The 24413-nt window shown below is 71.2% G+C and carries 19 protein-coding genes; 11 read left to right on the top strand and 8 right to left on the bottom strand.

The window, feature by feature from the left end; all coding sequences use genetic code 11:
• Positions 1-78 precede the first annotated feature (78 nt).
• Positions 79-1158 carry a phosphotransferase family protein gene (locus tag ACWER9_RS05885; protein WP_452300699.1) on the top strand — a complete coding sequence of 360 codons (1080 nt, stop codon included), beginning with the start codon at positions 79-81 and terminating at the stop codon, positions 1156-1158.
• Positions 1158-2372: an acyl-CoA dehydrogenase family protein gene (locus tag ACWER9_RS05880; protein ID WP_452300698.1), complete on the top strand. Its 1215-nt coding sequence runs from the start codon at positions 1158-1160 to the stop codon at positions 2370-2372. The genes ACWER9_RS05885 and ACWER9_RS05880 overlap by 1 nt, the downstream gene beginning before the upstream one ends.
• 24 nt (positions 2373-2396) lie before the next feature.
• Here the strand turns inward: ACWER9_RS05880 and ACWER9_RS05875 are convergent, their stop codons facing one another.
• The 6 genes from ACWER9_RS05875 to ACWER9_RS05850 form a co-directional block, all read right to left on the bottom strand.
• The gene (locus ACWER9_RS05875; protein WP_452300697.1) at positions 2397-3443 is read right to left on the bottom strand and encodes a LacI family DNA-binding transcriptional regulator; all 1047 of its coding nucleotides are present in this window, start codon (positions 3441-3443) and stop codon (positions 2397-2399) included.
• 82 nt (positions 3444-3525) lie between these two features.
• Complete coding sequence (locus ACWER9_RS05870) at positions 3526-4947, bottom strand: GH1 family beta-glucosidase (RefSeq protein WP_452300696.1); 1422 nt, start codon at positions 4945-4947, stop codon at positions 3526-3528.
• Complete coding sequence (locus tag ACWER9_RS05865) at positions 4944-5786, bottom strand: carbohydrate ABC transporter permease (protein WP_452300695.1); 843 nt, start codon at positions 5784-5786, stop codon at positions 4944-4946. Before ACWER9_RS05865 ends, ACWER9_RS05870 begins: the two co-directional genes overlap by 4 nt.
• Positions 5787-5796: 10 nt before the next feature.
• Entirely contained in the window at positions 5797-6771 is a 975-nt protein-coding gene (locus tag ACWER9_RS05860; RefSeq protein WP_452300694.1) for a carbohydrate ABC transporter permease, read from the bottom strand.
• 109 nt (positions 6772-6880) lie between these two features.
• Positions 6881-8167, bottom strand: a complete 1287-nt coding sequence (locus ACWER9_RS05855) for an ABC transporter substrate-binding protein (RefSeq protein ID WP_452300693.1) — start codon at positions 8165-8167, stop codon at positions 6881-6883.
• A gap of 315 nt (positions 8168-8482) precedes the next feature.
• A complete protein-coding gene (locus ACWER9_RS05850; protein ID WP_452300692.1) occupies positions 8483-9046 on the bottom strand; it encodes a plasmid pRiA4b ORF-3 family protein in 564 nt (187 codons plus the stop codon).
• A gap of 150 nt (positions 9047-9196) precedes the next feature.
• On the opposite strand from ACWER9_RS05850, the gene ACWER9_RS05845 reads away from it, so the two are divergent.
• From ACWER9_RS05845 to ACWER9_RS05805, 9 genes are all read left to right on the top strand, one after another.
• Entirely contained in the window at positions 9197-9943 is a 747-nt protein-coding gene (locus ACWER9_RS05845; RefSeq protein WP_452300691.1) for a pyrimidine reductase family protein, read from the top strand.
• A 148-nt stretch (positions 9944-10091) separates the two neighbouring features.
• On the top strand, positions 10092-11846 hold the full coding sequence (locus ACWER9_RS05840; RefSeq protein ID WP_452300690.1) for an ATP-binding protein: 1755 nt from the start codon (positions 10092-10094) through the stop codon (positions 11844-11846).
• Positions 11847-11864: 18 nt separating this feature from the next.
• Positions 11865-13013 carry an exonuclease SbcCD subunit D gene (locus tag ACWER9_RS05835; RefSeq protein ID WP_452300688.1) on the top strand — a complete coding sequence of 383 codons (1149 nt, stop codon included), beginning with the start codon at positions 11865-11867 and terminating at the stop codon, positions 13011-13013.
• Positions 13013-15487 carry an AAA family ATPase gene (locus ACWER9_RS05830; protein ID WP_452300687.1) on the top strand — a complete coding sequence of 825 codons (2475 nt, stop codon included), beginning with the start codon at positions 13013-13015 and terminating at the stop codon, positions 15485-15487. The genes ACWER9_RS05835 and ACWER9_RS05830 overlap by 1 nt, the downstream gene beginning before the upstream one ends.
• A 54-nt stretch (positions 15488-15541) precedes the next feature.
• Positions 15542-16501, top strand: coding sequence for a hypothetical protein (locus ACWER9_RS05825; RefSeq protein ID WP_452300686.1), 960 nt, complete (start codon positions 15542-15544; stop codon positions 16499-16501).
• Positions 16502-16519: 18 nt separating this feature from the next.
• Positions 16520-17377, top strand: a complete 858-nt coding sequence (locus ACWER9_RS05820; RefSeq protein ID WP_452300685.1) for a spermidine synthase — start codon at positions 16520-16522, stop codon at positions 17375-17377.
• A 125-nt stretch (positions 17378-17502) separates the two neighbouring features.
• Positions 17503-18195 carry a sigma-70 family RNA polymerase sigma factor gene (locus tag ACWER9_RS05815; protein ID WP_357350197.1) on the top strand — a complete coding sequence of 231 codons (693 nt, stop codon included), beginning with the start codon at positions 17503-17505 and terminating at the stop codon, positions 18193-18195.
• Positions 18192-18974 carry an anti-sigma factor family protein gene (locus tag ACWER9_RS05810; RefSeq protein ID WP_452300684.1) on the top strand — a complete coding sequence of 261 codons (783 nt, stop codon included), beginning with the start codon at positions 18192-18194 and terminating at the stop codon, positions 18972-18974. Before ACWER9_RS05815 ends, ACWER9_RS05810 begins: the two co-directional genes overlap by 4 nt.
• Positions 18975-19178: 204 nt before the next feature.
• Positions 19179-19829, top strand: a complete 651-nt coding sequence (locus ACWER9_RS05805; RefSeq protein ID WP_452300683.1) for a hypothetical protein — start codon at positions 19179-19181, stop codon at positions 19827-19829.
• Positions 19830-19908: 79 nt separating this feature from the next.
• Here ACWER9_RS05805 and ACWER9_RS05800 read toward each other — a convergent pair whose 3' ends face one another.
• Positions 19909-21669 (bottom strand): stealth family protein, encoded by a 1761-nt coding sequence (locus ACWER9_RS05800; protein WP_452300682.1) that lies wholly within the window; start codon positions 21667-21669, stop codon positions 19909-19911.
• Positions 21666-24395 (bottom strand): bifunctional glycosyltransferase/CDP-glycerol:glycerophosphate glycerophosphotransferase, encoded by a 2730-nt coding sequence (locus tag ACWER9_RS05795; protein WP_452300681.1) that lies wholly within the window; start codon positions 24393-24395, stop codon positions 21666-21668. The genes ACWER9_RS05800 and ACWER9_RS05795 overlap by 4 nt, the downstream gene beginning before the upstream one ends.
• Positions 24396-24413: the final 18 nt, after the last annotated feature.

The following is a 24413-nucleotide window of genomic DNA, read 5'->3' as shown; positions in this document are numbered from 1 at the left end:
TCGTCCCTGTTGCAGCGGCATGACCCGGGGGGAAATTCTGACCTTGACAACGTGAGCGGGCTGCCATCAACTAGTCGGATGAGCGATCCGGCCGTCGATGCGCCACGGCCGGGGGCCGTTCCCGCCTCCCCGGCGGGGCTGGACCTGGACCGGCTCGCCGGCTATCTGGCGCAGCACCGACCCGAGCTGGCTACCGGGCCACTGCGGGCCCAGCTGATCGCGGGCGGCAAGTCCAACCTCACCTATCTGCTGCGCCTCGGCGACCGCGAGGTCGTGCTGCGCCGGCCTCCCCTCGGGCACGTGCTGGCGACCGCGCACGACATGGCGCGCGAGTTCCGGGTCATCTCGGCGCTGGCACCGACCGAGGTGCCGGTCCCGGGCGCGCTGCTGCTCTGCGCCGACCCCGAGGTGATCGGCGCACCGTTCTACCTCATGGAGCGGGTCCCCGGCGAGGTGTTCCGCACCCGCGCACAGACCGACCCGCTCGGCGACGAGCGCCGCCGAGCCCTCGCCCTGGCGATGATGGACACGCTCGCCGCACTGCACAGCGTCGACCCGTCCGCCGTCGGGCTGGCTGACTTCGGCCGCCCCGAGGGCTACCTCGCCCGGCAGGTCCGCCGCTGGGCCGGGCAGCTCGACCGCTCCCGCAGCCGCCCACTGCCCGGCATCGACGAGCTGCGTGACCTGCTCGCGGCGACCGCCCCGGAGGGCGCGAACGCCGGCCGGATCGTGCACGGCGACTACCGGCTTGACAACCTCCTCGCCTCGGCCGACCCGGTCGCCGTGCACGCGGTGCTCGACTGGGAGATGGCCACCCTCGGCGACCCCCTGGCCGACCTGGGGCTGCTGCTGACGTACTGGGACGTGCTCGGCGACAGCGGCAGCGCCGCCGGCAACCCCGTCGCCGACGGGCTCGGCCCGCGCGCCGGCTTCCCCACCGGCGCCGAACTCATCGAGCGGTACGCCGGACGCAGCGACGTGGACGTCGGGCCGCTGCACTGGCACGTGGCGCTCGGCTGCTTCAAGCTCGCGGTCATCTGCGAGGGCATCCACTACCGCCACACGCTCGGGCAGACGCTCGGCGAGGGCTTCGACCGGATCGGCGAGATGGTGGCACCGCTGGTCACGCACGGGCTGAGCGCCGCCAGGGAGCGGTGATGGACTTCTCATACGACAGCCGGACCGAGGAGCTGCGCGACGAGCTGAGCCGGTTCCTGACCGAACACGTATACCCGGCCGAGGCCGTGCACGCCGAGCAGGTGGCCGCCGGTGACCCGTGGTCGCGTACCCCGGTGCTGGCCGAGCTGAAGGCGGAGGCCCGCAAGCGCGGCCTGTGGAACCTCTTCCTGCCCGACCCGCGCTACGGCGCCGGCCTGACCAACCTCCAGTACGCCCCCCTCGCCGAGCTGACCGGCCGCAGCCCGCACCTCGCACCGGAGGCGGTCAACTGCGCGGCACCGGACACCGGCAACATGGAGTTGCTTGCCGAGTTCGGCTCGGAGGCGCAGCAGAAGCGGTGGCTGACGCCACTGCTGGAGGGCGAGATCCGCTCGGCGTTCTGCATGACCGAGCCGGACGTGGCGTCCTCCGACGCCACGAACATCGCCACCCGGATCACCCGCGACGGCGACGAATACGTGATCAACGGGCGGAAGTGGTGGTCGTCCGGGGCGATGGACCCGCGCTGCGAGATCTTCATCGTGATGGGCAAGACCGACCCCACCGCCGACCGGCACCGCCAGCAGAGCATGGTGCTCGTCCCCCGGGACACCCCCGGGGTGACCGTGCGCCGGGGCATGACCGTCTTCGGCTACACCGACGGTTCCCACGGCGGGCACGCCGAGATCGACTTCACCGACGTCCGGGTGCCCGCGGAGAACCTGATCGGCGCCGAGGGCACCGGCTTCGCCATCGCCCAGGCCCGGCTCGGGCCGGGCCGGATCCACCACTGCATGCGACTAGTCGGAATGGCTGAGCGGGCCCTGGAACTGCTCTGCAAGCGGGCGCTCGGCCGGATCGCGTTCGGCCGACCGCTTGCCGAGCAGGGCGTGGTCCGGGAGTGGATCGCCGAGTCCCGGGTGCGCATCGAACAGGCCCGCCTGCTGGTGCTCAAGACGGCCTGGCTGATGGACACCGTCGGCAACAAGGGCGCGCACACCGAGATCCAAGCCATCAAGATCGGCACGCCGGCGATGGCCGAGTGGGTCATCGACAAGGCCATCCAGGGGTACGGCGGCGCCGGCGTCAGCCAGGACACCCCACTGGCCGCCCTCTGGGCACAGACCCGCACCCTGCGCCTCGCCGACGGCCCCGACGAGGTCCACCGCAACTCCCTGGCCAAGCGCGAACTCCGCCGCTGGACCCCCGCCTGACCCCCGCAGGCGGGGTGGGGGTGGTTAGGCGGAGGCTCGGTGGACCAGTTGGGTGTCCAGGAGGATGTGCGAGGCGGGTAGCTCCTCGCCGCGGATCCGGGCCACCAGTAGGCGGGCCATCTGCCGGCCCATCTCCTCCACCGGCTGGAAGACAGTGGTCAGCGGCGGCTCAGCCTGTCGGGCGATGGTCGCGTCGTCGAAGCCGATCACCGCGACGTCCTCGGGCACACGGCGGCCGGCCTCACGCAGGGTACGCAGCGCGCCGAACGCCATGAGGTCGGACGCGACGAAGACCGCGTCCAGGTCCGGGCAGACGTCCAGCAGCCGGCGCATTCCGGCCGCGCCACTGCCCTCGCTGAAGTCGCCGTACGCGATCAGGTCGGGGTTGACGCTGGCGCCGGTGGCCTTGACCGCATCGGTGTAGCCGGCCAGACGAGCGAGCCCGGCACCCATGTCCTGCGGACCGGCGATGGTGGCGACGCGTCGCCGCCCCTGTGTCGTCAGGTACTCCACCGCCTGCCGTGCCCCGCCAACGTTGTCCACGTCGACGAACCAGGCCGGCTGGGCGCCGGGTTGCAGCATCCGGGCGGGCCGACCGCCGAGCACGGCGGGCAGGCCGCGCTCCTCCAGCAGCGTCGGCAGCGGGTCGGAGTCGTGCAAGGACAGCAGCAGTACGCCGTCGACGTGCTGGTTGGTGAGGTGGTGCTCGACCCGTTCCCGCTCGACCGGGGACTGGGCCATGGCCAGCCAGAGTTGCATGGGCGTCTCCAGCAGCCCGGAGCTGATGCCTCGCACGATCGAGGCGAAGAACGGCTCGGTGAAGACCCGTTCACCGGATTCGGAGACCACGAGCGCGACGGAGTCGGTCCGCTGGGTGACGAGGGCACGGGCGGCCCGGTTCGGCACGTACCCCAGCTCGGCGATGGCCTGTTGGACCGCGGCCCGGGCCTCCGGGCTGACCTGGGGCGAGCCGTTGACCACGCGGGAGACCGTGCCCCGACCGACGCCGGCACGCGCCGCGACCGCGTCGAGGGTCGGGCGCCCGAGCGACCGGGTGCGCTGCGTTGTCATCGTCTGCTCCTCCGACGGCGGACGGACCCGGCGCCACCTGCGGGAGGTGAACGCCGGGGCCGTCCTGATGGCTGGCCCGAGCCTATTGTGCGGCCAGACCGTTGCGCCGGATCACCGAGGCGTACCACTTGGCGCTGGACTTGGGGGTGCGGACCTGGCTGTCATAGTCGACGTGGATCATGCCGAACCGCTTGGTGTAACCCCAGGCCCACTCGAAATTATCCATCAACGACCAGGCGAAGTATCCCCGCAGAGGCACCCCGGCGTCGATCGCCTCGTGGGCGGCGCGCAGGTGGGCGTCGAAGTAGGCGAGCCGGTCGACGTCGTCGACCTGCCCGTCGACCACCGAGTCGACGAACGCGGAACCGTTCTCGGTGACGTACAGGGGTAGATCGGTGTAGCCGTGCACCCGCTGCAGCGTCTCGGTCAGGCCCGGGGCGTCGATCTCCCAGCCCATGTCGGTGACCGGGACGCCGCGGCTGACGAACCGGACGTCCTCGCTGCCCGGCCAGCACGACGGTGCCGGGTCGGCCGCGACGCCCTCGACCGGCGCGGCGACCACGTGCCGGCTGTAGTAGTTGACCCCGACGAGGTCCAGCGGCGTGGAGATGGTCGCCAGGTCGCCGTCGCGCACGTGGTCGAAGTCGGTCACCGTGCTCAGGTCGGCCACCAGATCCTCCGGGTACGACCCGCGCAGCAGCGGGTCCAGGAAGAACCGGTTGGCCAACCCGTCGATCCGCCGGGCGGCGTCGACGTCGGCGGGGGTGTCGCTTGCCGGGTCGACCGGGTAGAGGTTGACGGTCACGCCCACCTCGGCGGCCGGCCGGGCGGCCCGCAGTGCCTGCACGGCCAGGCCGTGACCGAGCATCAGGTGGTGGCCGGCGCGCACCGCGTCCGCTCCGTTGGTGCGGCCGGGGGCGTGCACGCCGGACCCGTAGCCCAGGAACGCCGAGCACCACGGCTCGTTGAGCGTGGTCCAGTAGCGCACCCGGTCACCGAGCGCGTCGGCCATCAGCGTGGTGTAGTCGGCGAAGCGGGCCGCGGTGTCCCGGGCCGGCCAGCCGCCGGCGTCCTCGAGCGGCTGGGGCAGGTCCCAGTGGTAGAGGGTGAGCCACGGCTCGATGCCGTTGGCCAGCAGCTCGTCCACCAGTCGCCGGTAGAAGTCCAGGCCCTGCGGGTTGGCCGCGCCGGTGCCGCCGGGCTGCACCCGGGACCAGGAGACCGAGAAACGGTACGACTTCAGGCCCAGCTCGGCCATCAGCGCGACGTCCTCGCCGACGCGGTGGTAGTGGTCGCACGCCACGTCGCCGGTGTGCCCGGCGAGGACCCGACCGTCGGTGTGGCTGAAGGTGTCCCAGATCGAGGGAGTACGGCCGTCGACGGCCGCCGCCCCCTCGATCTGGTACGCCGCCGTCGCGGCCCCCCAGAGGAATCCGGGTGGAAAGGTCAGCCCGGGGCGCTCGTCGAGGACGTCGACGGCGGGTGGGCTGGCGGGGTTGCTCACGACTTGACGGCACCTTCCATGATCCCGCCGATGATCTGGCGGCCGAACACGAGGAAAACGACCACCAGGGGGATGGTGCCGATCGCCGTGGCGGCGAACACCTGGGAGTAGTCGGTGTAGTAGGCGTACGAGAGGAAGGAGAGCGAGACCTGGAGGGTCGGGTTCTCCGGGGTGAGGATGGCGTACGGCCAGATGAACGAGTTCCAGGTCTCCATGAAGGTCAGCAGACCGAGCACGCCGGCGGCGGGACGCAGCGCAGGCAGCACGATGCTCCAGTAGATCCGGAACGTGCTGGCCCCGTCGACCCGACCGGCCTCGATCAGCTCGTCGGAGATCGCCTGGCTGGCGTACTGCCGCATCATGAACACGCCGAAGGCGCTGACCAGGAACGGCACGGTGACCGCGTAGAGGGTGTCGTACCACCCCAGGTCCTGCATCATGCCCCAGAGCGGGATGAGCCCCATCTGCGTCGGGATCATCATGGTGACGATGATCGCCAGCAGGAGGGCGTTGCTGCCCCGGAACCGCAGCTTGGCGAAGGCGAACCCGGCCAGCGATCCGGTGAGCACCACCGAGAGGGTGACCACCGAGGAGACGATGATCGAGTTCATCATGCCGGTGAGGAAGTTGGCGGCGTCGTTGTCGAGCACCCGCCCGAAGTTGTCACCGAACGCTCCGCCGGGGGTCAGCGGCGGCGGCACGTCGTTGATGTTGTCCAGGCTGCGACTGCCGATCACCAGCATGTAGTAGAACGGGTAGATGGACAGCAGCGCGGCCAGGACGAGTGCCACGTAGGTCAGCGGGCTGGTGCGCCACAGGCGCTGGGAAGCCGAGATCATCGATCTCTCCTCACTTCGCCGAGCGGCGGACGAGTAGGAAGTTGAACAGCGACACCACGACGATGATCATGAAGATCGCCCAGGCGACAGCGGCCCCGTAGCCGGCGGTGTTCAGGTTCGAGATGCCCATCTCGTACATGTACATGGCCAGAGTCTGGAACTCCCGCTGGCTGCCGCCGAGGATGTTGCCGTTGGCGAAGAGCAGCGGCTCGGTGAAGAGCTGCATGCCGCCGATCGTGGACAGGATGACCACGAAGATGAAGGTGGGCTTGAGCATGGGCAGGGTGATCTGCCAGAACTGCCGCCACGGCCCCGCGCCGTCGATCTCCGCGGCCTCGTAGAGGTCCTTCGGGATCGCCTGCATGCCGGCGAGCAGGATCAGGGTGTTGTACCCGGTCCACCGCCAGTTGACCATCGAGGAGATGGCGAACCAGGAGCTCCACCGCTGCCCGTCCCAGTCGACCGGGTCGACACCGACGAGGCTGAGGAGCCAGTTGAACAAGCCGAACTCCCGCTGGAACAGCATCCCGAAGACGATCGCGACAGCAGCCACCGACACCACGTTCGGCATGAAGATTGCCATCCGGAAGAAGGTCTTGGCGCGCAGGAAGGTCCGGTTGAGCAGGTTCGCCAGGAAGAGGGCGAGTAGGAGCTGCGGGATGGTCGACAGGGCGAAGATGCCGAACGTGTTGACCAGTGCGTTCCAGAAGTAGTCGTCGGAGAACAGCCGGGTGTAGTTGTCGAAGCCGATGAACGTGTGGTCGCCGATCATGTCCCAGTCGTGCAGCGACATCCAGGCGGTACGCACCATCGGGTACAGCCCGAACACGCCGAAGATCAGGAAGAACGGGGCGACGTAGAGGTACGGCGAGTACTTGACATCGAGGCGGTTGAGTAGCCTTCCCCGGTTACGTCGGGAAGAGACGTCGGGAGAAGGTGGTGGTGCTGCTGGCGACGGCGGCGCCGTCGTGGCCGACAGGCTCATACGAATTCCTTTTTCCGGCGAGGCCCGGGGGCCCTCGCGCAGGGAGCTACGCGGAGGGGACCGGCCGGTGGCGTCCGGGAAGCCCCGAACGCCACCGGCAGAGGATCACTCAGAAGGCACCCTGAGTCTTGGCGTCCTTCGTGAACTGCTCCCAGGCCTTCGCCTTGTCGGCCTGCCCGTTCTCGAAGGCCCGCAGGGCCGGCTCGAGTGCGTTCTCCTTGACCGCCTGGTGCTTCGGACCCAGGTGGGTCGGCTGGATCTTGGCGACGCTCTCCCCGAAGATCTTGCCGGTCGGCGCGTTGCTGAAGTACTCGTTGGTGTAGCCGATGAACGCCTCGTTCTTCAGCGCCTCCAGGTTCGTGGGCAGCGGGCCCTTGAGCTTGAATGCCTCCACCTGGCTCTTGGCGTTGGTGAGGTACTCGGCGAGCTTCGCCGCCTCCTTCGGGTACTTGCTCTGCGCCGGAACCGCGAGCCAGGAGCCGCCCCAGTTACCGCCGCCGCCCGGTACCGACGCGACGTCCCACTTGCCCTTGTTGGCCGGACCGGAGTTGTCCGACACGATGCCGAGCATCCAGGACGGGCAGAAGGTGGCCGCGAAGGTGCCCTGCTTGAAGCCACCCGACCACTCCGGCGACCAGGTCTGCGCCTTGGCCGAGATGTCGGCCATCGACGTGGCGGTGTCCCAGGCGTTCTTCACCGCGGGGCTGGTGTCCGCGATGATGTTGTCTTCCTTGTCGTAGAACAGGTCACCGTTGCCCTGGAACATCACGCCGTTGGAGACGGCGGTGATCGAGTCGATGAACGCCTTGCCGCTGGCCTGCTTGTACTTCAGACCGGCGTCGTGGAAGCCCTTCCAGTCCGGCCAGAGCGCCGACACCTGGTCGCGCTCGGTGGGCAGGCCGGCCGCCTGGAACAGGTCCTTGCGGTAGCAGACGGCGAGGCTGCCGACGTCGGTCGGGAGGCCGATCAGCCGGCCGTCCGGCGCCTTGCCCAGCTCCCACTTCCAGGGCAGGTATTCCTTCGAGTGGTCGGCGACCAGCGGGTTGAGGTCGGCCCAGTTGCGCGCGTTGGGCTTGAACTCGTTGAGAATGCCCTCTTCCAGGGCGGTGACGTCCGCCGCGCCCTTGCCGGTGGCCAGGTAGCGGACGAGCTTCGGCCGGTACTCGCTGAGCTGTGCGGTCTTGCGCAGCTCGACCTTGACGCCGGTGTCCTTCTCGTACTGCTTGACGAGCTCGTCGTAGCCCATCTCGCCGAAGGTGTCGACGACCAGCTTGGCCGGCTTCTCGCCGGCAGCCGGCTTGTCGTCGTCGTTGCCACAGGCTGCGAGACCGCCGATTGCGGTGATCGCGGCCAGGGCAGCGGCCGCCAGGCGGGTACGCCGCGTGGTGACAGTCATTCGCTGACCCCTCTTTCCGGGTGGTGAGGCTGGATGGGTGTGGTGGGGGGTGCCCGTCACGCCAGGCCGGAGTTCGTGAGTGAGCCACGCCACCTCCGGGAGCGCTCCCATGAGATTGCCGGCGGGTAACGGGAGTGTCAATAGGACGTTGGGAGCGTTCCCAGATCGTTACCGCTGCCCACTCCCACCCCATCCACCCCGCCGCCCCCCTGTTGATCAAGAGGTTTCGGTCAGCAATCTCGGTTTCGCTGACGCAAACGTCTTGATCAACAAGGTCGGCGGGCCCCCGGCCCAGGGGGTTGGGGTTGGGGGTGGTCAGCAGAAGCGGCGGAGCAGGGTGGTTGCCCGGTCGGCGTCGAAGCGGGACGGGTCGAAGGTGGCCCCCGCCCAGTCGCGCAGGAGGGCGTGGCGGGAACCGGCGAGGTCGGCCGGAGCGGCAGGATCGTCGAGGGCTTCCAGGAGCGCCTGGTAGCCCAACGGTCCGCCGATACCCTCCGGTGGGCAGGCACCCTCGCCGGCCGGGCAGACCGGGTACCGCTCGTCGGGGTCGGCGGTCAGCGCGTCCTCCACGACCAGGTCGTGCTCCCACCAGTCGCCGAAGTCGTAGGTGTAGGAGAACCGGCTGCCCTTGCCGAGCACCGCGTCCAACCGCGCGTCCAACTCGTCGTGCAGGCCCAACTCCCCGTCCGGGTCGGGCTCGCCGTACTGCACCGCGTCGATCTCGAACGAGTGCAGGTGACAGTCGCGCCATCCCATCGCGTGCTGCACCACCCGGTGCAGTCGGTCCAGCGTGTAACCGGCCGGCACGAGCACCCGGCGCCACACCGGCGGGCGGGTGCCGGCCAGGGACATCTTCAGCTGGAAGATCTGACGCGGCATGCTGTCCTGTCCTCCCGCGGCTTAGGCTGCGAGCATGATCTGCCGAGCGTGCCGGGCCCGGCGACACGACGACTGCCCGGGCCGGAACTGGTGCGACTGCCAGCACCGTACCGCCGAACCGACCCCTCCGGTCACCGGTCCGGCCGGCGAATGACCGTCGGAATTCCGATCCGACGGCTCTGGCCGGAGCCGTCCACGCAGCAGCTCGACGACACCGCGCTGACCACCCTCTACGGCCGTGCCGACAAGCCCCGACTGCGGGTCAACTTCGTCGCCAGCCTGGACGGGGCGGTCACCGTGGACGGCTACTCCGCCGGGCTCTCCGGCGCGCCGGACAAGCGGGTGTTCGGTCTGCTGCGGATGGTCTGCGACGCCCTTGTGGTGGCCTCGGGCACGCTTCGCCACGAGGGGTACCGGGCGGTCCGGCTGAACGAGACCCGCCGCGCCTGGCGTCTCGACCACGGGCTGGCCGAGTACCCGACGCTTGTGGTCGTCTCCGGCTCCCTCGACCTGGACCCGGCGCAGGCCGCCTTCGCCGACGCGCCGGTCCGGCCCCTCGTGCTCACCCACGCCGACGCCGAACCGCCACCCGGGCTCACCGATGTCGCCGACCTGCTGCGCTGCGGCGCCGAGCGGGTCGACCTGGCCGCCGGTCTCGCCGAGCTGCACCGACGCGGGCTGACCCAACTGCTCTGCGAGGGCGGCCCGCACCTGTTCGGGGCGCTCACCGCCGCCGACCTGGTGGACGAGCTGTGCCTCACCGTCTCGCCGCTGCTGGCCGGCCCGGGCCCCGGCCGGATCACCGCCGGCGACGCCGCGCCACCCCGGCACCTGCCCCTGCGACATGTGCTCGCCGCCGAGGACGGTGTCCTCCTGCTCCGCCACGCCCGCCCGTGACCCGCCGTCGGCCGGTCGGACACCCACCGTCGTGAGCGTGACGCCGCATGGTGTCGTCCGCCGCGTCGCGTGGCGACCTGTCGTACTCCTCGGGCAGGATGCACGTCATGCTTCCCGAACGTGCTGCCCGAGCGACCCGAGTCGCCCGATGACCGACGCCGACCTCGACAGCCCTGGCGAGGCGGTCGGGCGGGTGCTGGGCACCGCCGACGCCACGCCGTTGCAGTTCTGGACGGCCGTGGCGCCCGGCAGCTACCTCCAGCTCGACGACGTGGTGGTCACCCGACGGGAGCTGCCGGACCGGGAGCCGGTGACGATCGCCGGGGTGGTCACCCAGGTCCGTGCCCGGCACGAGGGCGCCCAGTTCGAGTCCGACGTGTTCGCCATCGCCGACGGCACGCTGCCCGCGCAGGTGCAGGAGGCGGCCGAGGTCACCACGACCCGGGTCGATCCCGAGCTGTACGTGCCGCCGACCCCGGGCGCGGTGGTGCACCGGGCCGAGGGCGACGCCCGGGCGCGGGCGCTGCACTTCGACCGGATGGAGCGGCGCATCCCGATGGGGATGGGTCGCGACGGCGTCCCGGTCTATCTCAACGCCGACTTCCTCGACGGCAGCCGGGGCGCGCACGTCTCCATCTCCGGCATCTCCGGGGTGGCCACCAAGACGAGCTTCGCCACCTTCCTGCTCTACTCGGTGTTCCGCTCCGGCGTGCTGGGCGGCGACGCCGTCAACGCCAAGGCGCTGATCTTCAACGTCAAGGGCGAGGACCTGCTCTTCCTGGACCACCCCAACAGCCGCCTCGACGAGCCCACCCGCGCGGCGTACGCGAAGCTCGGGTTGAGCGCCGGCGCCTTCCCCGACGTGCGGGTGTACGCCCCGCCCCGGGTGGGTGACGCGGCCGGCACCCCGGATGTGAGCAGTCGGCTCACCGGCGTCGACAGCTTCTACTGGACACTCAGCGAGTTCTGCTCCGACCGCCTCCTGCCGTACGTCTTCGCCGACGCCGACGACGAGCGCCAGCAGTACACGATGGTGGTCCACTCGGTGGCCGCGCACCTGGCCCGCTATGCCCAGCCCGCCGACGGCGGGGTGAGCATCGACGGGGTTCGGCTCGGCTCCTACGGCGACCTGGTCGACCACATCGTCGACCAGCTCAACGACGACGAGACCCGCTCCGACTGGGCCGGCAGCGCGGTGGGGTTGGGCACCGTCAACGCGTTCGCCCGGCGGTTGATCGGCAGTAAGAAGGATCTCGCCCGGCTGATCCGTGGCGACCTCGCGGCCCGCCGCCCCCACTCGATCAACACGAGCGAGTCCGCGCAGGTCACCGTCGTCGACCTGCACAACCTGCCGGACCGCGCGCAGCGGTTCGTGGTGGGTGTGACGCTGAAGAGCGAGTTCGAGCGCAAGGAGAAGTCCGGCACCGCCAAGCCGTTGCTCTTCGTCGTGCTCGACGAGCTCAACAAGTACGCCCCGCGGGAGGGCTCCTCGCCGATCAAGGAGGTCCTGCTCGACATCGCCGAGCGGGGCCGCTCGCTCGGGGTGATCCTGATCGGTGCGCAGCAGACGGCGAGCGAGGTGGAGCGGCGGATCGTCACCAACTCGGCGATCCGGGTGGTCGGCCGGCTCGACCCGGCCGAGGCGTCCCGCCCGGAGTACGGTTTCCTGCCGCCCGCGCAGCGCCAGCGGGCTCTGTTGGCCAAGCCGGGCACCATGTTCGTCAACCAGCCGGACATCCCGGTGCCGCTCTGCCTGGAGTTCCCGTTCCCGGCCTGGGCCACCCGGGTCTCCGAGGCGGGCCGGGCACCATCGGAGACGCTGCGCTCGATCACCCAGTCCGCCGACCCGTTCGCCGTGGTGGGCTCCGGCGGCGGCAGCACCGACGACGACATCCCGTTCTAGCTGGGGGCCAGCACACCCATGAAGATCCTGCACACCTCCGACTGGCACGTGGGAAAGGTGCTCAAGGGGCAGTCCCGGGCCGACGAGCACAAGGCCGTGCTGGCCGGGGTGATCGAGATCGCCCGTGCCGAACAGCCGGATCTGGTGATCGTCGCCGGTGACCTCTACGACACCGCCGCGCCCAGTTCGGAGGCGACCCGCCTGGTGACCCGGGCGTTGACGGCGTTGCGACGCACCGGCGCGGACGTGGTGGCGATCGGCGGCAACCACGACAACGGCCCGGCGCTCGACGCGCTGCGACCGTGGGCCGATGCCGCCGGCATCACGCTGCGCGGCGGGGTGCGGGAAAACCCGGACGAGCACGTCATCGACGGCACCACCGCCGGCGGCGAGCGGTGGCGGCTGGCCGCGCTGCCGTTCCTGTCCCAGCGGTACGCGGTGCGCGCCCTGGAGATGTACGAGCTGACCGCCGCGGAGACCAACCAGACGTACGCCGACCACCTGGGCCGGGTGCTGGGGCGGCTGACCGAGGGTTTCACCGAACCGGACCGGGTGCACCTGGTCACCGCGCACCTCACGGTGACCGGCGCGGCCGCCGGCGGCGGTGAGCGCGACGCGCACACCGTGTTGGGTTACGCCGTCCCGGCCACCGTCTTCCCGGCCACGGCGCACTACGTGGCGCTGGGTCATCTGCACCGGGCGCAGCGGGTCGAGGGGCCCTGCCCGGTGCGGTACAGCGGCAGCCCGCTCGCTGTCGACTTCGGTGAGCAGGAGAACGTCCCCTCGGTGACGATTGTCGAGGTGACGGCCAGCACCGCGGCGCGGGTGCGGGAGGTGCCGGTGACGGCGGCGAGCGCGCTACGGACGGTGCGGGGCACCCTGGCCCAGCTCGCCGAGATCGAGGCACCGGACGCGTGGCTGCGGGTGTTCGTACGGGAGCAGCCCCGCGCCGGCCTGCGCGAGGAGGTGCAGGAGCTGCTCCCCCGGGCCCTGGAGATCCGGATCGACCCGGAGCTGTTGGCCGCGCCGGGCAGTGGCGCGCGCATCGCCCAACGCTCGGGGCGCTCGCCCCGGGAGCTGTTCGCCGACTACCTGGACAGCCGGGGCCACGCCGACGAGGGTGTCCGGGAGCTCTTCGACGAGCTCTTCGAGGAGGTCGAGCACTGATGCGTCCGATGCGACTGGACCTGGCCGGGTTCACGGTCTTTCGGGACGAGACCACCGTCGACTTCACCGACGCCGACTTCTTCGCTCTGATCGGCCCGACCGGTTCGGGCAAGTCGACGATCCTGGACGCCATCTGTTTCGCCCTCTACGGCATGGTGCCTCGCTGGGGTGGCGCCCGGGGGTTGGCGAACGCGCTCGCGCCGTCGGCGACCGAGGCGCGGGTGCGGTTGGTCTTCGAGTCCGGCGGCGCCCGGTACGTGGCGACCCGGGTGGTCCGGCGGGACGGCCGGGGCAACGTGAAGACCGCGAACGCCGGGTTGCAGCTGATGCCGGCCGGCTTCGACGTGACCAAACTGGACACCGGGCTGAGCCCGGACGACCTCGGCGAGGTGGTGGCCGGCACCCCCGCCGAGATGGAGCAGGCGGTGCTGGAGGCGGTCGGGCTGCCGTACGAGCAGTTCACCAGCTGTGTGGTGCTGCCACAGGGGCAGTTCGCCGACTTCCTGCACGCCAAACCGGCGACGCGGCAACAGATCCTGGTCAACCTGCTGGGCCTCGGCGTCTACGAGGATGTGCAGAAGAAGGCGACGGCGCGCGCCGCGCAGGCGGAGGCCCGACTGGAGGCGGTCGACCAGGTGTTGGCCGGGTTGACCGGCGTGGACGACGAGGCGTTGGCCGAGGCCGATGCGCGGGTGGACCGGATGACCGAGCTGGCCTCCGCGGTGACCGACGCGGTGCCGGAGTTGGCGGCGGCCCGGGTCACCGCACGGGAGGCCGCGGCGGCGCTGACCGCGCTCGACGACGAGTTGACCGTGCTGACCGGGGTGCGCGCTCCGGGCGGGGTGACCGAGGTCGCTCGCGCGGTCGCCGGGGCGCGGGCCGACGCCGAGGCGGCGGCGAGCGGGGTGTCGCTGGCCGAGGAGCGGGAGGACAAGCTCCGCGGCGAGCTGGCCGCCGCCGGTGACGAGAGCGCGCTGCGACTGCAACTGCGGGCGTACGACGATCGGGACCGACTCTCCGGCGAGGCCGACACGGTCCGCGCGGCGGTGCGCGCGGCGAACGACGAGCACGCCACTGCGGTGGCGGCTCTGGCCTCCGCGCGCGTGGTCGCCGAGCGGGCCGACGCCGAGCTGGAGGCGGCCTTCCGGGCGCACGAGGAGGCGAAGGCCACCGACCTGGCGGTGAGCCTGCGGGCGCACCTGCATGCGGGTGCGCCCTGCCCGGTGTGCGAGCAGCCGGTGGCCGAGGTGCCGGCGGTGCCGGCCGACTCGGCGGTGGCCGCCGCGACGGAGGCCGGAAAGGCCGCGCGGGCGGCGACCAAGGCCGCGCAGGCGACGGTGCAGCAACGGGACACGGCGGCGCGTGAGCGGGAACGGCTGCTGGTGCAGGCGCGAGCCCGGCAGGAGCAGGTGGAGGCCCGGCTTGCCGAGCTGGACGGGCAACTCACCGGGGCGGCCGAGCCGGTCGTGCTGCGTCGGGAGTTGGCCGAGCACGCCCGGTTGCGGAGTGCGTTGGAGGAGGCGGCGACGGCGGTCCGGGCCGGCCGCGAGACCGCTCGGCAGGCGCGGGCCGGGGTGGACGCCGCCGAGGAGCGGCTGCGGGCGGCGTGGCGGGCCTTCGACACCGCCCGGGACGGGTTGGCCCGCTTCGGCCCACCGGCGACCGACCGGGACGACGTGGCCGCCGCGTGGGCGGCGTTTACCGGCTGGGCGACGACCGAGGCGGACCGCCGCCGGGCGGACCGAGCCGGTCGGGCCACCGCGGTGGCGGAGGCCGAGGCGGTGGCCGACGGGGTGCAGCGGGCCCTCACGGCCATCTTCGCCGCGGCCGACGTGCCGGTCGGGGACGACCCGGTGCACGCGGCGACCGTCGCGGTGGAGCGGGCCGACGCCGACCGGCGGCGGCTGCACGAGCGACGTGAGCAGGCCGGGACGTTGCGCGAGCAGCGGGCGGAGCACGAGCGCGAGGCTCAGGTGGCGCGCGCGCTCGCCGGGCACCTGCGGGCCAACAACTTCGAGCGGTGGTTGCTTGCCGAGGCGTTGGACCTGCTCGTCGACGGCGCGTCGGGGATCCTGCGGGAACTCTCCTCCGGGCAGTACGAGCTGGTGCACGACAAGGGCGAGTTCGTCGTGGTCGACCACCACGACGCGGGGCTGCGGCGTGGCGTGCGCACCCTGTCCGGCGGTGAGACGTTCCAGGCGTCGTTGGCGTTGGCGCTGGCGCTCTCCGAGCAGTTGGCCGGGATGTCCACCACGGCGGCGAGCCTGGAGTCGATAGTCCTGGACGAGGGTTTCGGCACGCTCGACGCCGCCACGCTGGACACGGTGGCGGCGACCCTGGAAAACCTGGCGGCCCGGGGCGATCGGATGGTCGGCGTGGTCACCCACGTGCCGGCGTTGGCCGAGCGGATCCCGGTCCGCTTCGAGGTGCGCAAAGATGCCCGCTCGGCGCGCGTGGAGCGGACGGGCCGGTGAGCGCGAGGAGTGCAGCGCAGCGGAGCCCCGCAGTCGCGAACGAAGGAAAACCCGGTGAGTGACGCCGCGTTCTTCGTGGATTCGTGGGATCCGGCCTACGGGGCGTCGTTCGAGGCGTCCGCGACCGGGCCGGCCGCGCCGAGCAGCGCCCAGGTCGACGCGGACGTGGAGGTGCCCGCCGTGGACTGGCGGGCCATCGGGGTACGCCCGGAGGTGCGGGCGCCAGACGTGGTGTTGCTCGTCGACGGGGTCCGCCGGGTCGACGCGAGCATCTGGACGGCCGAGACCGACGGCGGGTCGTTCCCCGGGTTGGCCGCCTCGTACGCGGCCGGAGTGGTGCGGTGCGACCTCCGTCGGGGTGCGGCGCAGTTGGCGGGCACCCGGGTTGCTCGGGGTCTGTTCACCGCGAGTCCGTCGGCACAGGATGTGGTGGCGGGCGCGATCCGTTACCCGGTGCACCGGGTGGGTGGCAGCGGCGAGCTGGCGAAGCTGCCGGCCGCCGTGCAGGGTCCGCTGACCGCGTTGGAGGTGGCGGTGTCCGATGCCGCCCGGGTCGACGGTGACCTGTTGGTGGTGGACGGCCCGTTGCGCAGCCGCCGGCAGTTGCCGCGCACGTTGGGCTACATCAAGACCCAGCACAGTCAGTACCTGGATGCCCGGCTGACCGCGGTGGTGACCGGCATGGCCCCGGGTGAGCGGTCCCCGGTGTTCCGGCTCGGCACCGCGTGGGGTGGTTGGTCGTGGTATTTGCGGCTCCCGGTGGCGGTCGGAGCGCCGTGGGCGGGCATCGTCCGGGTGGAGTGCTCCGCCGACCTGCCGGTGGAGGCGGCGGTCGAGCTTGCCGACCTGTCGCTTGTCACGTTGCCGCGCTTCGCGTCCACCCCGTACAAGGATCCCCGGGCCCCGCAGAACCTGATCCCGATCGCCGGCCTGGAGCGCCGGCTGCGTGCCCTACTCGGCGATGCCAGGTTGCTGCACCGCGCGTTGACCGCTGCGGCCCGCGCGGCCCGGTGAGCGCGGAGACTGGTTGCGGTGGGGCGTAAACGGGCGGGTGACCGGGTGGTCGAGCAGGTGGACACCGGGCTGGCGGAGTTGGTACCGGATCCGGACCGGGCCGGGTCGTGGACGCTGCTGCTTGACGGCGCGCCGCAGTCACACGTCGATCTGGGCGATCCCACCCACCTGGAGTTCGAGTACGTACGGCGGCTGGCCGCCGCCGTCGACCTGATCGCCCCGGCCGGTACGCCGCTGCGGGTGCTGCACCTGGGTGGTGGCGCCCTGACGCTGCCCCGGTACGTCTCCGCCACCAGGCCGGGGTCGACCCAGCGGGTGTCCGAGGTGGACGGTGCGCTCGTGGAGTTGGTCCGCCGGGCGTTGCCGTGGCCGTCGGACGCCCGGCTGCGGGTCCGGGTGGAGGACGCCCGGGCGGTGTTGGCGTCGACCCGGGAGGCCAGTTACGACGTGGTGGTCGCCGACGTGTTCGCCGGTGCGCGTACGCCGGCCCACCTGACGTCGGTGGAGTACGCGGCCGAGGTGGCCCGGGTGCTCCGACCCGCGGGTTGGTACCTGGCGAACCTGGCCGACGGCCCGCCGTTGCGGCACGCCCGTGGGCAGGTCGCCACGGTCCGTTCGGTGCTGCCGCAGGCCTGTCTGGTCGGGGACGCGGCGGTGCTGCGCGGGCGCCGGTACGGGAATCTGGTGCTTGTCGCCGGGCGGTCCACACCGCCGGTTCCGGAGCTGACCAGGCGTGCTGCCGGCGACTGGTTCCCCGGTCGCGTGGTGGCCGGCGACGAGTTGGATCGTTTCGCCGGTGGCGCGCCGGTCGTGCGGGATGCCGACGCGACCGGCTCCGATCCACCGCCGCCCGGGCTGTTCTCGGTGCGCCGCTGACCGTCCACTCGACCGGGCGCAGAAACTTTTTCCCCCGTTTGTTGATCCGTTGGGACCGGCGCTGCGTACCACCGGGCGGCCCACCTCGTGGGCCGGCGTTGGTCACGGACATCCCGGAGGTCTGCATGCACGCGGTGGCGGCCGGTTGGCATGGCGACACGGTCCGCGCTGACTGGTTGTCGGCGCGACCCTCGTCACGGTCAACCTCGTCTGCCCGGGGGGTCGACGCACGGGCGACGTCTCGCCAGAATGGTCCGGTGACGCCGCGACCGGCGCCCGGACGCCATCAGGCGACGACAACCGAGGCCAGCCACTCCGACCAGTTGATCCGGCAGCTCTACGCCGAGCACGCCGGCCCGTTGCTGATGTTCGTCATGCGCCTCACCGGGGGGGACCGGCAGCGCGCGGAGGACATCGTCCAGGAAACGCTGCTGCGGGCCTGGCGCAACGCGCACCGCCTGGGCACGCAGGGGCAGGGCTCGTTGCGACCGTGGTTGGTCACGGTGGCCCGCCGGATCGCCATCGACGAGCATCGGAGCCAGGAGGCCCGGCCGCCGGAGACGTACGACCGGGACCTCACCGCGTTCGCCGAGGCGGACAGCACCGACCGGGTGCTCCGCACCATGACGGTGGCGGACGCGCTGCGTACGCTCAGTCAGTCGCACCGGGAGATCCTGATCTCGACGTACTTTCGGGGGCGGACGGTGCCGGAGGCGGCCGAGGAGTTGGGCCTGCCCCTCGGCACCGCCAAGTCGAGGGTCTACTACGCGCTGCGCGCGCTGCGCACGGCTCTGCAGGAGCGGGGGGTGACAGAATGAGCCGGCCGGACCACATGGACGTCGCGGCATACGCGCTCGGTGTGCTCGACGAGCAGGACACTGAGCGGTTCGAGGAACATCTCGCCACCTGCTGGGCGTGCGCGGCCGAGTTGGAGACGATGGTGCCGGTGGTGGGGCTGCTCTCCGACATCGACGGCGAGACGATGATGGCGCTGGAGCAGACGGCGACCGACCCGGCGCTGCTGGACCGGACGCTCAGCGCGGTGCGTGCCGACCGACGGCGTACCCGGTTTCGTCAGATGCTCGCGACGGCCGCCGCGATCGTGGTCTTCGGCGGTCTGACCGGTTACGGCTTCGTCAGCGTGGCCGGCAACGACCAGCCGCCGGGGGTGCTCGCCGAGTCGACGCCGAGTGCTCCCAACGATCCGCCGACGAGTGGGCCGACGGCCGCGCCGAGCGGCCCGGGTGTGGGCGGCACCGAGGAGGAGGGTGACCAGGTCGAGGCGACCGACCCGACCACCGGTGTGCAGACGACCATGTTCCTGGTGACCAAGGACTATGGCACGCGGATCAACTTCAGCCTGCGGAAACTGCCCGGCCCACGCATCTGTCGGCTGGTGGTGGTGCGCAAGAACGCCAGCACCGAGGTCATCTCGACCTGGTCGGTGCCGGAGAGCGGCTACGGCACCAACACCCGACCGCAGGGTCTCGAGCTGAGCGCCACGACGTCGGCTCTGCCCCCTGACATCAAGCAGCTCCAGGTGCAGTCGGTGGATGGCAACGGCGTGGCGAGTCCGCTGGTCACCGTACCCATGTAGGTGTGCCCACCGAATCGGCGCCGGTCATTGTGACAATGACCGGCGCCGATTCGTCGTTGAAGGGAGGCGTCCCTTGCGCGGGCGTACGCAGCGCGGCCGGAAACGGTTCAATCGGTTTACGTGAAATTGACCACTGTTACTACTTCAACCTTGACAGCCCTCTCCCCGTACTCATGGGTGAACTGTCAAGAATGAGGAGGGCACGTGGCACAGATGAAGCGGACCGTCATCGTCGCGAGCGCGATGGTCGCACTAACGGCCTGCGCTCCCGCGGGTTACGACCCCGCGAACTCGAGCGCGGCGGAGCCGGTCGCCGTCGCCGCGGCCGAACCCACCGCGACGGTTGAAGCTGAGGCCTCGCCATCCGCTGAGGCGCCCGCCGCCGACGCCCCGCCCGCGGACGTCGACCTCACGGAGAAGCTTGTCGGTAAGAGTGTCGCCCGGATGGGCAAGGTGGTCACCGACCAGGACGGCTGGATCCTGTACCGCTTCGACAAGGACACCGCCGACCCGCCGTCGTCGAACTGCGTCGACAAGTGCGCCGAGGTGTGGCCCCCGGCGTTGACCGACGGCAACCCGGAGCTCACCGGCGTCTCGGACGACAAGGTCGGCAGCGTCACCCGGCAGGACGGCACCCGTCAGCTCACCGTCGGCGGCTGGCCGGTCTACCGCTACATCGGCGACAAGAAGCCCGGCCAGTGGAAGGGCCAGGCTGTCGGTGGCACCTGGTTCGTGGTCCAGCCGGACGGCAAGAAGAACCTGAGCTGCCTGCCCAAGGGCACGCCGAAGGCGGTCGCACCGCCGGCGGACAGCGACTCGAACGACGCGGCCGGCGGTTCGGGCTACTCGTACTGAGTCTGGTCGCCCGCGAGGGCACGGTGGTCGGTCGTCGCCGGGGAGGGCGCGGCCGGCCACCGTCGTGTCCGGGGTGGGGTCAGGCCCGTTCCCACGGGCTCGGCACCGGGAAGTACGTCTGCAGGAACGGGATGAGCAACGCCAACTGCGCGTCCAGGTCCTCCTCGACGGAGAACGCGTCGTTCAGGCAGAACACCTGCCGGTCCCGACGGGCGAGCAGGTGGGCCAACCGGGCGGGAGTGTCCGGGTGGGACAGCTCGGCGATGGTGTACCGCAGGTTCCCCGGTGCCGCCCGACCGGTGTGGAACGCGTAGTAGTGGTGCAGTGACGAGGCGACCGACAGGTCGTCCATGCTGCGGAACTGACTCGCCGCGGTCCGCCCGTACTGCTGCGGGAAGGTCTGCTCGATCTCCTGGAGCACGCTGCGCCGCAGCGCGTGCGGCATGTGCTTCATCTTCTGGGTCAGCACGGTGCCGAACCGCTCCGCGATCAACGCCCGGTTGTTCTTCCCGGCCGCCGACGACGGGATGTCCCCGGCGGTGGGCGCGCCCGGCGGCACCAGCGCCGGTGAGGGGAAGAAGCGGGAGATGCCGTTGGCCAGGAAGAAGTCCTGGGGCAGCACCTCGGTGCCGAGGAAGACGTCGTCGTTGAAGTACAGGAAGTGCTCGGAGAGCCCGTCGATGTGGTGCAGTTGGCTCTCGATGGCGTGCGAGTTGTACGTGGGCAGGACCGTCGGGTCGGTGAAGATCTCCCGGTGGTCGACCACCCGCAGCCCGGTGGCGGCCGGGTCCAGCCAGGCCGGCACCTGGTCGTCGGTCACCACGTAGACATGGCGTACCCACGGCGCGAACAGGTGCAGCGACCGGAGCGAGTAGCGCAGCTCGTCGCGGCTGAGGAAGCGGGCGGCGCTGGCCGCCTCCGCGTGGTACGGCACCCCGGCCACCTCGGCCCGTCGGCGCAACCAGGCCGGGTCGGTGCCGTCGACCCAGGTGTAGACCACGTCGACCGGGAACGGCACGTCGTCGGGGCGTGGCGCGGCGAACTCCGGCCGGGTGCGGGCGGTCGCGGGCGCGGCGGCGGGCGCCAGGCCGGTGAACCGTGACTCCGGTACGAGGACCAGCGGCGCCGTCACCGTCACCTGCTCGGCGACGGCGTTGGGTCGCGGCGCGACCAGCGTGTCACCAGCCCGGGTCCAGAACTCGACGTCGCAGCCGTACGCCTGCCCCAGCACCAGCCGCCGCTGCGGGTCCGTCCAGTACCAGGTCAGCCGCACCACCGGGGCGTCCGCCAGGCGCTCCCAGGTCTTCGGCTCGAACCCGGCGGCCGGCTGCGCGGTGCCGTCCGGCACCCCGACGTAGCCGGGGACCCGACGGCAGACGGCGGCGAGTGCGGCGTACGCCCGGGTGCGGTCCTCGGCGTCGACGGCGACCACCGATGAGCGGTGGGCCTCGCCGCGGACCCGGAAGTGGGGTACGCCGGCCTCGTCGAGCGCCGCGGTGACGGCGGTGAGGTTGTCGAGCCGGGCCAGCAGGGGTGTGACCGACGCTCCGATCCGGGCCACCCTCGGTCCCCGGTCGGCGGTGACGACCACCCGGTCCGCGCCGGCGAGCAGCTCCGGCTGGCGGCGGGCCAGCCGCTCACCCCGACGCTCGGAGAGGTGACCGTCCCGCGCGGCTCGGGCGACCCACTGCTTCAACTGGTGCCGGGCCCGGGGGCTCACCTTCGTCGCGATGGCGCGCCGGGTCTGCGGGCTGAGCACCCGGCGGTACACCTCCACGAAGCCGGTGGGTTCGGCAAGCGCCCGGGGCGGCTCCCCCGGCGGGGGCGTCGGGCCGGTCACCGCTGCGGGCCCGGCAGGGCCGCGATGGCGGTGGCCACCCGCTGGGAGTTGTTGCGGTCCTGTGCGACGAAGAAGTCCGTCGCCCGACGGGTGTACTCCTCCTCGCGGACGCACCCGTTCTCCAGGTACCTGATGATGGCGTCCACCGTCTCCGACGCGGTCTCGCAGACCGGGCCGAACCCGTCCTCGCGGTGCTCGAAGTACCCCTTCTTGTAGCCGCCGATGGTCCAGAACTCCTCCGCGTCGAACTGCGCGTAGATCAGCGGGGTGCCGAGGTACGCGACGTCGCAGGCGGTGGAGGAGTAGTCGGTGATGAACAGGTCGCACTGGCGCAGCGCGTCCTGCACCGTCCGGCTGGTCTGGTCCGCCATGGCGAAGCAGTCGTCGGTCGGCACGAGCCCGGCCAGCAGCGAGCGCATCTCGTAGTGCGGCAGGAGTTCGAGGGTGTACCCGTGCTGCCGCAGCGCCTGCCGCAACCGCTCGTCACCGAACAGCTCGGCGAGGAACACCTGGTAGGCGGAGCCCTCGAAGGCGACCCGAGGTCGAGCGGCCTTGTTGTACGACGGGGTGACGAGGTACGTACGCCAGGTCGGCATGAACAGGATGCGACGGTGGCCCCGGTCCGGGGTCAACGCGTCGAAGCGGGGCAGGCCCGTGTTCGCCACCATGTCGCCGTAGTCGAGGTCCTTCGCCACGTACTCGGCCTCCCGGTCGGCCGAGGTCACGAAGAGGTCGAAGGAGGCCCGGCCACGGTGCACGCCGGCGCTGACGTCCTTCTCGATCACCCCGTGGTCGAGGAAGATCCGGGTGGGGGCGATCCGCCAGTTCAGGTGCTTGAGGAACGGCGACCGTTCCCAGCTCGCCGGCAGCATGTAGGAGTCGATGTCGTACGAGTTGATCAGCTTGGTGGCGTGCAGCATCAGGAACTTGTGCCGGAACGAGCCGTGGGTGACGACGTTGCCCAACCCCTGCAACCGGTGCCGGTCCGGGCTCTCCTTCGCCAGCAGGTAGTACACGTTGCGCCGTCGCTCCACCTGCCGCAGGTGCCGGAACAGGTGCGAGGAGTTGTCCTGCGCGGTGTCGGTACGCTCGCCGACGAGCCACACGTCACGCCGGCCCATCAGCGGCGCGGTGAGCGTCCGCAGCAGCCGCTGCTTCCAGAACGGGCCCCGGGACGCCGCGTGCCGCAGGTCCTTGCGCAGCATCAGGCGTCGCCACCGGCGCTGCCCGGCCACCCCCGCCTTGCGCTGGACCAGCAGCTCGGCGTTCTCCCGTCCGCTGAAGGTGGGCAGGACCCGGGTGTTGCCGGCCAGCTTGGTGGTGGCGTCGCGCAGGTAGGCCGCCGAGATCAGGCACTGCCGGGACGCCTGCCCGGTCGTGGTCAGGAACACCAGCCGCAGCGCGTGCTGGCCACCGCGGAGCTTGCCGATCGGCAGCTCGGCCGAGAAGCCCGACCACTCCCGGTCGTCGTCCCCGGCCCTGAGGTCGGCTCGCCGTTCGGCGCTGACCGGCACGGTGAGGCTGCTGCCGCGCACCCGCAGACCCATGGGGGTGTCCAGCGGAGCGCGCATCGGCAGACCGTTGACCACCAGGTGTCCGGAGACCTTGAGCGTCTCCCCCGACGACGCGAGCCGCATCTGCTCCAGCCGCACCCCCACCGCCGTCACCTTGGTCAGCGGCAGCAGCGCCGGCGTCACCGGGTAGTCGAGGTGCAGGTCACCACCGCAGGCGACGACCCCCCGCAGTCGCTGCCACGGACGGGCGAACAGCTCGAAGTCGTACAGCTTGAACGCCAGGTACGGCACCCGGTGCCGGGTGTCGATCGTCCAGTTGGCGATGAAGGCGGGATCGATGTCCTGGTAGATCCGGGTGCACTTCTCGAAGATCTTCCACAGGTCCGCGTCCTCGAAGAGGGTGTGCGCCCGCATGGCGAAGCCCTGGTAGCTGCGGACCAGCCACCGTTCGAGCACTTCGCGGCGGAACACGTCCAGGTCGGGCCGCAGGTCGGCAAGGGTCTCGCAGAGCTCCAGGTGGTCCCAGAAGTTCTGTTCCCGGACGAAGAGGTTGTCCATGATGGAGCTGCTGACCGCGCGCTTGCGGTACTGGTAGACCACCGTGTCGACAAGGGCGATCCGCTCGGCCTTGAGCAGCATCGGGATGGCCAGGAACGCGTCCTCGAAGTGCACCCCCTCGCGGAACCGCAGGCCGTGCTTCCGCAGTTGGGCGAGGTCGTACAGCTTGTGGCACGGGCCGGCGTCGAAGATCAGGTCCGGTGCGTCGACGACGGTCTCCAGCAGCCGGTCACCCTTGCCGAACGGCTTCTTCCAGAGGAACGCGGTCGGCTTCGGGAAGGTGTCCATGTCGCCGATGGCGATGCTCGCCTTGTGCGTCACGATCGCCTTGAGCAGCACCTCGATGGCGCGCGGCGGCAACAGGTCGTCGGAGTCGACGAACGCCACGTACGGGGTGTCGGCCAGGTCGAGCGCCAGGTTGCGGGCCGCCCCCGGCCCGCTGTTGCGCTGTTGCAGGGCTGTCACGTTGGGGTGCTCCGCGGCGAACTGCTTGGCCAGCAGGTCGGAGCCGTCGGTGCTGCCGTCGTCGACGAGGATGACGTGGCACGTGCCGAAGACGGTCTGCGCCTCGATCGACTCGAGTGTCTCGGGCAGGTAGTCCGCGACGTTGTAGACCGGAACGATGATCGTGACCTGCGGGGCGGGGTCTACCACTCTGGACTCCACTGGAGA

The sequence above is a fragment of the Micromonospora sp. NPDC003944 genome (genome assembly GCF_053605225.1).
Note: the sequence above shows the minus strand (reverse complement) of the source record. Positions and strands in the feature narration are given on the sequence as shown.

Excerpts from the sequence above, each read along its gene's own strand:
- ACWER9_RS05885 (WP_452300699.1), top strand. The coding sequence starts at position 79 with ATGAGCGATCCGGCCGTCGATGCGCCACGGCCGGGGGCCGTTCCCGCC.
- ACWER9_RS05880 (WP_452300698.1), top strand. The coding sequence starts at position 1,158 with ATGGACTTCTCATACGACAGCCGGACCGAGGAGCTGCGCGACGAGCTG.
- ACWER9_RS05875 (WP_452300697.1), bottom strand. The coding sequence starts at position 3,443 with ATGACAACGCAGCGCACCCGGTCGCTCGGGCGCCCGACCCTCGACGCG.
- ACWER9_RS05865 (WP_452300695.1), bottom strand. The coding sequence starts at position 5,786 with ATGATCTCGGCTTCCCAGCGCCTGTGGCGCACCAGCCCGCTGACCTAC.
- ACWER9_RS05860 (WP_452300694.1), bottom strand. The coding sequence starts at position 6,771 with ATGAGCCTGTCGGCCACGACGGCGCCGCCGTCGCCAGCAGCACCACCA.
- ACWER9_RS05855 (WP_452300693.1), bottom strand. The coding sequence starts at position 8,167 with ATGACTGTCACCACGCGGCGTACCCGCCTGGCGGCCGCTGCCCTGGCC.
- ACWER9_RS05850 (WP_452300692.1), bottom strand. The coding sequence starts at position 9,046 with ATGCCGCGTCAGATCTTCCAGCTGAAGATGTCCCTGGCCGGCACCCGC.
- ACWER9_RS05845 (WP_452300691.1), top strand. The coding sequence starts at position 9,197 with ATGACCGTCGGAATTCCGATCCGACGGCTCTGGCCGGAGCCGTCCACG.
- ACWER9_RS05840 (WP_452300690.1), top strand. The coding sequence starts at position 10,092 with ATGACCGACGCCGACCTCGACAGCCCTGGCGAGGCGGTCGGGCGGGTG.
- ACWER9_RS05835 (WP_452300688.1), top strand. The coding sequence starts at position 11,865 with ATGAAGATCCTGCACACCTCCGACTGGCACGTGGGAAAGGTGCTCAAG.
- ACWER9_RS05830 (WP_452300687.1), top strand. The coding sequence starts at position 13,013 with ATGCGTCCGATGCGACTGGACCTGGCCGGGTTCACGGTCTTTCGGGAC.
- ACWER9_RS05815 (WP_357350197.1), top strand. The coding sequence starts at position 17,503 with ATGCACGCGGTGGCGGCCGGTTGGCATGGCGACACGGTCCGCGCTGAC.
- ACWER9_RS05810 (WP_452300684.1), top strand. The coding sequence starts at position 18,192 with ATGAGCCGGCCGGACCACATGGACGTCGCGGCATACGCGCTCGGTGTG.